The sequence below is a fragment of the Novosphingobium sp. genome (assembly GCF_032093395.1).
Taxonomy (GTDB): Bacteria; Pseudomonadota; Alphaproteobacteria; order Sphingomonadales; family Sphingomonadaceae; genus Novosphingobium.
In genome coordinates this window covers 1-8,547 of the sequence record NZ_DAMDBA010000027.1, presented here as the reverse complement: position 1 = coordinate 8,547, position 8,547 = coordinate 1, and the positions used below count along the sequence as shown (strand labels likewise).

General features: G+C 64.6%; 8 protein-coding genes and 1 pseudogene. 7 read left to right on the top strand and 2 right to left on the bottom strand.

Annotation, left to right across the window (positions count from 1 at the left end; all coding sequences use genetic code 11):
• From RT424_RS11185 to RT424_RS11175, 3 genes and pseudogenes are all read left to right on the top strand, one after another.
• Positions 1 to 1,427 (top strand): amidohydrolase (locus RT424_RS11185; RefSeq protein ID WP_313437776.1); only part of this gene is annotated, 1,427 nt, incomplete at its 5' end.
• A 90-nt stretch (positions 1,428 to 1,517) separates the two neighbouring features.
• Positions 1,518 to 2,768 (top strand): dicarboxylate/amino acid:cation symporter, encoded by a 1,251-nt coding sequence (locus tag RT424_RS11180; RefSeq protein WP_313437773.1) that lies wholly within the window; start codon positions 1,518 to 1,520, stop codon positions 2,766 to 2,768.
• A 60-nt stretch (positions 2,769 to 2,828) separates the two neighbouring features.
• Positions 2,829 to 3,494: pseudogene (locus RT424_RS11175) on the top strand (NYN domain-containing protein); the annotation flags it as partial.
• A gap of 38 nt (positions 3,495 to 3,532) precedes the next feature.
• Here RT424_RS11175 and RT424_RS11170 read toward each other — a convergent pair.
• Both RT424_RS11170 and RT424_RS11165 read right to left on the bottom strand, forming a co-directional pair.
• The gene (locus RT424_RS11170) at positions 3,533 to 3,895 is read right to left on the bottom strand and encodes a PRC-barrel domain-containing protein (protein WP_313437770.1); all 363 of its coding nucleotides are present in this window, start codon (positions 3,893 to 3,895) and stop codon (positions 3,533 to 3,535) included.
• A gap of 601 nt (positions 3,896 to 4,496) precedes the next feature.
• On the bottom strand, positions 4,497 to 4,730 hold the full coding sequence (locus RT424_RS11165) for a hypothetical protein (protein ID WP_313437767.1): 234 nt from the start codon (positions 4,728 to 4,730) through the stop codon (positions 4,497 to 4,499).
• A gap of 159 nt (positions 4,731 to 4,889) precedes the next feature.
• Between RT424_RS11165 and RT424_RS11160 the strand changes: the two genes are divergently transcribed.
• From RT424_RS11160 to RT424_RS11145, 4 genes are read left to right on the top strand one after another with little or no spacing between them, the layout of a single operon-like run.
• Positions 4,890 to 5,060 carry a hypothetical protein gene (locus tag RT424_RS11160; protein ID WP_313437766.1) on the top strand — a complete coding sequence of 57 codons (171 nt, stop codon included), beginning with the start codon at positions 4,890 to 4,892 and terminating at the stop codon, positions 5,058 to 5,060.
• A complete protein-coding gene (locus tag RT424_RS11155) occupies positions 5,048 to 5,359 on the top strand; it encodes a hypothetical protein (protein ID WP_313437764.1) in 312 nt (103 codons plus the stop codon). Before RT424_RS11160 ends, RT424_RS11155 begins: the two co-directional genes overlap by 13 nt.
• Positions 5,356 to 6,726: an FAD-containing oxidoreductase gene (locus RT424_RS11150; protein ID WP_313437762.1), complete on the top strand. Its 1,371-nt coding sequence runs from the start codon at positions 5,356 to 5,358 to the stop codon at positions 6,724 to 6,726. The genes RT424_RS11155 and RT424_RS11150 overlap by 4 nt, the downstream gene beginning before the upstream one ends.
• 43 nt (positions 6,727 to 6,769) lie before the next feature.
• Positions 6,770 to 8,410 (top strand): FAD-dependent oxidoreductase, encoded by a 1,641-nt coding sequence (locus RT424_RS11145; protein WP_313437759.1) that lies wholly within the window; start codon positions 6,770 to 6,772, stop codon positions 8,408 to 8,410.
• Positions 8,411 to 8,547: the final 137 nt, after the last annotated feature.

Below are 8,547 nucleotides of genomic sequence, written 5' to 3'. Positions count from 1 at the left end.
CCGCACTTCTGGCCGCGACCCCCGCCCTGGCAGAACCACTGGCCGATGCCGACCGTGAGGCGATCCTTGCCGAAGTCGATCGCGGGTCGCCCGCGATGGCGCGCAACGCGCTGCAGATTTGGTCCTGGGCCGAAGTCGGCTTTCAGGAAACCAAAAGCTCCGGCCTGTTGCAAAAGGACCTGAAGGCTGCAGGCTTCAAGGTGACGGCCGGGGTCGCCGGCATGCCCACCGCCTTCATCGCCAGCTTCAAGACCGGAGACGGGCCGGTGATCGGCATTCTGGCCGAATACGACGCCCTTCCGGGGCTCGCCCAGGCGGCAGAGCCGGAGCGCCACGTGATCGACGGCATTGCCGGTCATGCCTGCGGCCACAACCTGTTCGGTGCGGCTTCGGTGGCTGCGGCCATCGCCACCAAGAACTGGATGATGGCCCATGGCATCAAGGGCGAATTGCGAGTCTACGGTGCACCTGCCGAAGAAGGTGGCTCGGGCAAGGTCTTCCTCGTTCGTTCGGGTCTTACCAAGGACGTCTCCGCCATGTTGCACTGGCACGCCGGTGATGGCTATAGCGCGATGCAGGGCCATGCCCTTGCCAACGTCAGCGCCAAGTTCCGCTTCCACGGCCTTGCCTCGCACGCCGCCGCTGCGCCCGAGCGTGGCCGCTCCGCTCTCGATGGGGTCGAGGCGATGGACAACATGGTCAACATGATGCGCGAGCACGTTCCCCAGGAAACGCGCATACACTACGTCATCACCGATGGCGGCAAGGCGCCTAACGTCGTGCCCGACACGGCGGAAGTCTACTACTATGTGCGCCATCCCGACCAGCAGCAGGTCGCCGACATCATGGAACGCGTCAAGAAAGCCGCAGAGGGCGCCGCGCTGGGCACCGGCACCACCGTCGAGTACGACCAGATCGGCGGCACCTTCGATCTGCTGCCCAACGATACGCTGGGCCGCATGATGTACGAGAACCTGAAGCAGGTTCCGCTGCCCACATATACGGCTGAGGAACAGGCCTTCATCGACAGGATCGCGACCACGCTGCCCAAGGGTGGCCGCAAGCAGGCGTCGGGCGTCGCCCCCTATTCCAGCGGAGAGATCATGTCGGCCTCTACAGATGTCGGCGACGTCAGCTACACCACGCCCACTGCCGGCCTTTCGACCGGTACCTGGGTGCCCGGCACGCCGCCGCACAGCTGGCAGGCCGTTGCCGCCAGCGGCACCAGCATCGGCACCAAGGGCGCCGAAGTTGCCAGCAAGACTCTGGCCCTGACCGCCGCCCAGCTGTTCCAAAGCCCGGAAACGCTGGCCGCCGCGAAGAAGGAACTGGACGAACGGCGCGGTGCGAACTTCGTCTACCGCTCGCTGCTCGGCGATAAGGCGCCATCGCTCGATTACCGCAAGGCACCCGCCGCCAAGAATTGACCGGACCCATCCTGACCCCGGTTCCGCCCACTCTGGCGGAACCGGGTCCTTTTTGAGTCCTGACTGCCCCTCTTCCGAAGAGAACTGCCTATGTCACGTCGCCTGACGACTTTCATCGTCGCCGGGATGGTTTCCGGCGTCTGCGCGGGATTCGCCGCCAACCAGCTTGTCGGCGACACGCCCGACACGGCGAAAGAGGTCGCGGGCTATTTCCACCTCCTCGCCGATGTATTCCTGCACCTGATCAAGATGATCATCGCTCCGCTGGTGTTTTCGACACTGGTAGCGGGCATGGCGCATATGGGAGACGGCGCGGCGCTAGGCCGGGTCGGCGGGCGGGCGATGGCGTGGTTCCTTACCGCCAGCCTGCTGTCTCTGGCTTTGGGGCTGGTCCTGGTGAACCTGCTCGCTCCGGGCGAAGGATTGCATCTGGTCCGCACCGGCGGCGCTGCAACGGTCGATGCCCAGGCGCTGAACTTTCGCGATTTCGTGTTGCACGTCTTCCCCACGTCGATGGTGGGAGCGATGGCGGAGAATTCGATCCTGCAGATCGTCGTGTTCTCGATCTTCGTCGGCGTGGCGCTCACCGCGATCGGGGAAGAGGCCAAGCCCATCGTCACCTTGATCGAGGCGATGGTGAAGGTGATGCTGACCGTCACCGGCTATGTCATGCGGATGGCACCTCTGGCCGTGTTCGGCGCCTTGGCGGCAGCGGTGACGACTGAAGGGATCGGCGTGCTCGGCACATTCGGAAAGCTCGTTGGTTCGTTCTATCTCGCACTGGCATTGCTATGGCTGCTGCTGATCTGTGCGGGCGGGCTGTTTCTCGGGCGGCAGATATTTGCCCTGCTGCGCCATACCCGCGAACCGGTGCTGCTGGCCTTCTCTACCGCCTCGTCCGAGGCGGCCTACCCCAAGATGCTGGAACAGCTTGACCGGTTCGGCGTACCCCGGCGCATCTACAGCTTCATTCTGCCGCTAGGGTACAGCTTCAACCTCGACGGCTCGATGATGTACGCCACTTTCGCCACGCTGTTCATCGCGCAGGCTTACGGCATCGACCTGCCGATCCTGACCCAGATCACGATCCTGCTGGTGCTGATGGTGACCAGCAAGGGCATCGCCGCTGTACCACGCGCATCGCTGGTCGTCGTTGCGGCTACACTCGGCCAGTTCGACCTGCCTGTCGAAGGGATCGCCTTCATCCTTGCCGTAGACCATTTCATGGACATGGGGCGTACGGCTACCAACGTGCTGGGCAATGCAATTGCGACTGCGGTCGTGAGCAAGTGGGAGCTGAAACGCCAAGGCGAACGATTAGCGCGCCCGTTGCCAGTTTAGCAAAAACGAGAAGAGAAATGCACACGCGCCCGGCTAACTGCACTTTGCTCCCACAACGCTGGCGAAGCCAGCGTGCGCCGTATCTACGGCGACTTTTCGGGAAGCAGGCTTAAATCCTGGTCGGATGTCCTCGCCACCCATGCGATCATGCCGCACCAGAACTTTGCCAACACGGTGGGCAAGAACGCATCGGATATTGCTCTGGTCATAGACGCCATGGATTTGCTCCATAGCGGCCGCTTCGAGGCGTTCTGTCTGGTGTCTTCGGACAGCGACTTCACCCGTCTTGCCGCCCGCATCCGCGAACAGGGAATCGATGTCTACGGTTTCGGGGAGCAGAAGACGCCTGAAAGCTTTCGCCAGGCCTGCAAGCGTTTTATCTACACCGAAAACCTCCTGCCCGAAGCCCCGACCTCCGACGAGCCGGAGAGACCGGATCAGCGCCCTGCCTCGGCCGCCCGCTCCCCCACCATGGCAGTTCCACTGATCCGGCGCGCCGTGAAACAACTTGAAGACGACGACGGCTGGGTTTCGCTGGGCGGCGTTGGCCAGCGCCTTGCCGCGCTTTCCTCCGACTTCGACGCTCGCACTTTCGGCCATGCCAAGCTCGGCGACCTGGTGGAAAAGACCGGAGCCTTCGAAGTCAGGCGCACACCGGGTCGCGGCGTCCATATCCGATACAAGCAGCCGCCCAAACCCGGCAGCAACGGAAAGTCCAAGCCATAGGCCATCGAGGGATTGAACTGGGCGCTACCGGACCGCCATCAGACGATCTGCGTAGATGGCGTACCATAGTAACTCGACACGCGATCGGCATACGCCTGATTGAACTCAGGCGCATTGTTCGCCCAACTCGGGCCGCCTTCCAGCACGCGCCTATCGATAGTGACCACATAGTCATCAGCCGGTGCGTCGTAGGCTAGCACACTGAAGGGCACTGGATAGAAGCTTTTGTTGAAGCCCAGAAAACCACCAAGGCTCAATACAGCATAGGTCGATTGGCCAGAGCGCTTGTCGACCATGAACGATTTGATATGGCCAAGGTTGTCGCCATCGCGAGACCGCACCTTCAGCCCGGAGGTATCCGCTTCAACGAGGGTCGGAGTTGCTGCGGCTGAATCCGCCATGTTCATTCCTTTGCCGTTGCCGGTTGATTTTCACGCCCTCCAACAGGGTGTTTGCTCAAATCAAACGTCCGGCGCTTAACCGCGTTCCGCCTTGATGCCGTGCGAGACAGGGAAGTTCACATCAAGCGCCCGATTTGGCCTGCCTGCGCAACAACAAACCGGCGTCTTTCATTTTGATGTTCACTCCAAGACAGAGTTTCTTCCGACTTCGCCTGGAATTCAGGAACCACGGATATTCGTGTTCGCTATCTCAGCGAGAGGATAATTTCATGGCTTCGAATCCAGAGATCCCGCCGCCCGACATTATCAATCCGCAATCGCCGATTGAGATGCCGCCGGATATGCCACCTGCCGAGACCCCATTCCAGGAACCTCCGGAAATCGTACCCGAGGTGCCTAATATCGATGAGCCTGACGAGGCGCCATCCGAGGTGCCAGCCCCGGATCAGGGTAGCCGATAGGCAGCACACGGTCGCCAATCGGCCATTGACGGGCATTGAAGATGTGAAAGCGCACGTGCCGCAGCCGGCAGTTCAGAACGCCGGTTGAGAGGCGGCAGAAGGTTGGGTTTCACCGGGGCAGAACGCCATATCTTAGGACATCACTGCCCTTCCGGCAGGGCCAGCCAAACGTCAGCCTTCGCCAAATCTCGATGTTCGAAAGCTGGTGATCTGATCCCGGAAAACTGGATCTCTTTGAGTAATTTTTTTTCGTCGTGATCTTCCCCGGCTTTGGGGGAACGAAGGACGATGAAGGCATCGAGATTCTCAGACGCGCTGAAAGGTTCGGTTATCCCGCCTTGGCTGACCGGGCGCGCCAGACTTGAGTAACGCACCTTCCTGCGCCGCTTTAAGACACCCGCCTACGTAGAGCCCGATCAAAATCCGTAGTGGCTGCGCCCTGCCCTGCGATCCTTCTCGACCGCAGGGCAATGCAGCGCTACAGATCAGCGTCGCGTCTGGCGCCCCGGAAACCCTGTTTCGAGGAGGAACCGATGATCATCCTGTTGTCATTCCTTAACGGCATTGTGGCCGGCCTGCGCGCGATGATGGCGCCGGTGTTGGTGAGCTGGGCTGCCTATTGCGGCCTTGTGGCAATCAAGGACGGCTGGCTCGAATGGCTGGGCTATCGCTTCACCCCCTGGATACTGCCGTGGCGGCGCTGACCGAACTCGCCACCGACAAGCTGCCCTCAACGCCGAGCCGCAAGGTGCCGCAACAGTTCGGCGCGCGGCTGGTCAGCGGTGGGCTTGCCGGAGCGGCGCTGGCTTCGGCCAGCGCTTCTGGGGGCGGCTCGTGGATCGTCGGCCTCGTTGCCGGGGTGGCCGGAGCGGTAGTCGGCACGCTGGGCGGCGCGGCGGCACGGGCGGCGCTGATGCGGTTGTTCGGGCGCGGTACCCCCGCCGCGCTGGTCGAGGATCTGGTAGCGATCGTGCTAGGCATCGCGGTGGTGCTGCACGCATGACCCGCCGGTTTGACGCCATCATCATCGGCGCGGGACAGGCGGGGCCGTCGCTCGCGGGCCGCCTTGCCGCGGCGGGGCAGAACGTGGCGATCATCGAACGCCATCTGGTCGGCGGCACCTGCGTCAACACCGGCTGCATGCCCACCAAGACGCTGGTCGCCTCCGCTTATGCCGCGCACCTTGCCCGGCGCGGAGCAGACTACGGGGTTAACACCGGTCCAATCGCCATCGACATGGCCCGCGTCCATGCCCGGACCAGCGCAGTTGCCGCCGGTGCGCGGGGCCGGAACGAAAAGTGGCTGTCGGAGATGGAGCGCTGCACGCTCATCTACGGCCACGCCCGGTTCGAAAACGCCCGCATCATGCGCGTGGGCGAAGAGCTGCTAGAAGCCGACCGCATCTTCATAAACGTCGGCGGGCGAGCGTCGATCCCCGACATGCCAGGCGCGCGCGACGTGCCGCTGCTGACCAACAGCTCGATCCTGAAGATGACCACGGTGCCCGAACACCTCGTCGTTATCGGGGGCAGCTATATCGGGCTGGAGTTCGGACAGGCCTTCGCCCGCCTCGGTGCGCGCGTGACCATCGTGGAGAAAGGCCCGCGCCTGGTTTCGCGCGAGGATGCGCCGGTGTCGGCTGCGATCCGCGCCATGCTGGAGGCGGAAGGGCTGGCGATCCGCACCGATGCCGAGTGCATCCGCTTCCATGCGCGCGAGGACGGCGGCATCGACGTCGGCCTTCATTGCAGCGATGATCCCGATACGGTGGCTGCCAGCCACGTCCTGATGGCGGTGGGGCGCGCTCCCAATACCGATGACCTCGGGTTGGAGGCGGCAGGCGTGGAGACCGACGCGCGCGGCTACATCGTCGTAGACGAGCGGCTGGAAACCTCTGTACCCGGCATCTGGGCGCTGGGCGACTGCAACGGGCGCGGCGCCTTCACGCACACCAGTTACAACGACTTCGAGATCGTGGCGGAAAACCTGCTCGACGGGGCGGACCGCAAAGTGGCGGACCGGATCGCCTGCTATGCGCTGTTCACCGACCCGCCGCTGGCGCGCGTCGGCCTCAGCGCCGGGCAGGCACGGGCAGCTGGCCGCACGGTCCAGATCGGGCACCGGGCGATGACCCGCGTCGGTCGCGCCGTGGAAAAGGACGAGACGACCGGCTTCATGGAGATCGTTGTCGATGCGGATAGCGACGCGATCCTCGGCGCCACCATCCTGGGCACCGGTGGGGATGAAGCGATCCACGCGGTCCTCGACATGATGGCGAACGGCGCGACCGCCGATCGCCTGCGCCGCACCGTGCACATCCATCCCACCGTGGCCGAACTTCTCCCGACCATCGCGGGTGAATTGAGCTAGTCTGCCTGCGCTGCAGGCACCATCGAGGAGTGCAACGAGCGACATGACAACCCGGGCCACCCGCCAGCACCAGATGTTTCCCGTGCTCAACCCCGCACAGGTCGAGACTGCGCGCCGCTTCGCCAGCGGGCCGGAGCGGCGGTTCGCGCCGGGCGAGGTCGTCTACGCCATCGGCGAGCAGGGGGTGCCGACGTGGCTGGTGCTGGACGGCGGCATCGAGGTCTCGCGGCGGCACGGCCTGAACGACGATCAGGTCTATACCACCTATAACGCGGGCCAGTTCAGCGGCGAGGTCAACCAGCTGGCCGGTCGCCCCACCATTGCGCGCGGCTGCGCGGGACCTGAAGGCTGCACCGCGCTGCCGTTCGATGCGCCGCACTTGCGGGCTCTGATGGTGGGATCGGCGGACGTGGGCGAGATCGTCATGCGCGCACTGATCCTGCGCCGCGTCGAACTGATCGAGGATGCCGAGGCAGGGACGATCCTGATCGGGCGCCCTGGCAGCCCGGCCCTCGTCAGGCTGCAGGGCTTCCTTTCACGCAGCGGCTATCCCAACCTCGTGCTCGATGCCGAGGCGGAAGGGGAGGGCCGCGCTTTCATCGAGCGGATGGGGGTGCTGCCGGACGACCTGCCTATCGTCGTCTGCCCGGACGGCGCCTTCCTGCGCAATCCGGGCGAGCTGGAACTGGCGACCTGCCTTGGCATGCTGCCCGAGTTCAGGCGGAACGAACCTTACGACGTCGCCATCGTCGGCGCGGGACCGGCGGGACTGGCGGCGGCGGTCTATGCCGCCTCCGAGGGGCTCTCGGTGGTGGTGCTGGACGAGCGTTCCAGCGGCGGGCAGGCGGGCGCATCGGCGCGGATCGAGAACTACCTGGGCTTCCCTACCGGAATTTCCGGGCAGGCACTGGCGGGACGCGCCTTTAACCAGGCGCTCAAGTTCGGGGCGGAGATCGCGGTGCCTCTGAAGGTCCACCACCTCGACTGCTCGGAAGCTGGCCTCGGGCTCGAACTGGACGGGGACCGGCGCATCGACGCGCGGGCCATCGTCATCGCTTCGGGCGCGCGCTACCGGCAGCCCGAGGTAGAGGGGCTGGCCATGTTCGAGGGCAACGGCGTTTCCTACTGGGCCTCACCCATCGAGGCACGGCTGTGCGCGGGGGAAGAGATCGCGCTCGTCGGCGGCGGCAACTCTGCGGGGCAGGCGGTCGCCTACCTCGCGCCGCATGTGAAGCGGCTGCACCTCTTCGTGCGGCGCCCGCTGGCCGAAACCATGTCGCAGTACCTGATCGAGCGCATCGCCGCGCTGCCCAACGTGGACGTGCATGTAGGCTGCGAAGTTGTCGCGCTGGAGGGGGATGCGCAATCGGGCCTTTCGGCGGCGACCTTCCGCAAGGCGACGGGGACCACGCATCGGTGCGAACTGCGGCACCTGTTCCTCTTCATCGGCGCAGATCCCAACGCGGACTGGCTCAAGGGCTGCGTCGATACGGATGAGAAGGGCTTCGTCGTCACCGGTACCGGTCCGCGCCCGCTGGAAACCAGCCGCAAGGGCGTGTTCGCCATCGGCGACGTGCGCGCCGGCTCAACCAAGCGCGTTGCGGCGGCAGTCGGCGAAGGCGCTGCGGTCGTCGCCCAGATCCATGCGCTGATCGCCGAACAGGCCGGAAGGACCATGGCATGACCCCCTGCACCCACGGCGACGCCATCACCACGGTCGAACCCGGCTCGCGCGGTTGCGAGGAATGCCTGGAGACCGGCGGGCGCTGGGTTCACCTGCGTCTGTGCCGCAGTTGCGGGCACGTCGGCTGTTGCGACCAG

What these genes read in the sequence shown, in the direction of transcription:
- RT424_RS11180 (WP_313437773.1), top strand. Translation starts at nt 1,518, where the DNA reads ATGTCACGTCGCCTGACGACTTTCATCGTCGCCGGGATGGTTTCCGGC.
- RT424_RS11170 (WP_313437770.1), bottom strand. Translation starts at nt 3,895, where the DNA reads ATGGCGGATTCAGCCGCAGCAACTCCGACCCTCGTTGAAGCGGATACC.
- RT424_RS11160 (WP_313437766.1), top strand. Translation starts at nt 4,890, where the DNA reads ATGATCATCCTGTTGTCATTCCTTAACGGCATTGTGGCCGGCCTGCGC.
- RT424_RS11150 (WP_313437762.1), top strand. Translation starts at nt 5,356, where the DNA reads ATGACCCGCCGGTTTGACGCCATCATCATCGGCGCGGGACAGGCGGGG.
- RT424_RS11145 (WP_313437759.1), top strand. Translation starts at nt 6,770, where the DNA reads ATGACAACCCGGGCCACCCGCCAGCACCAGATGTTTCCCGTGCTCAAC.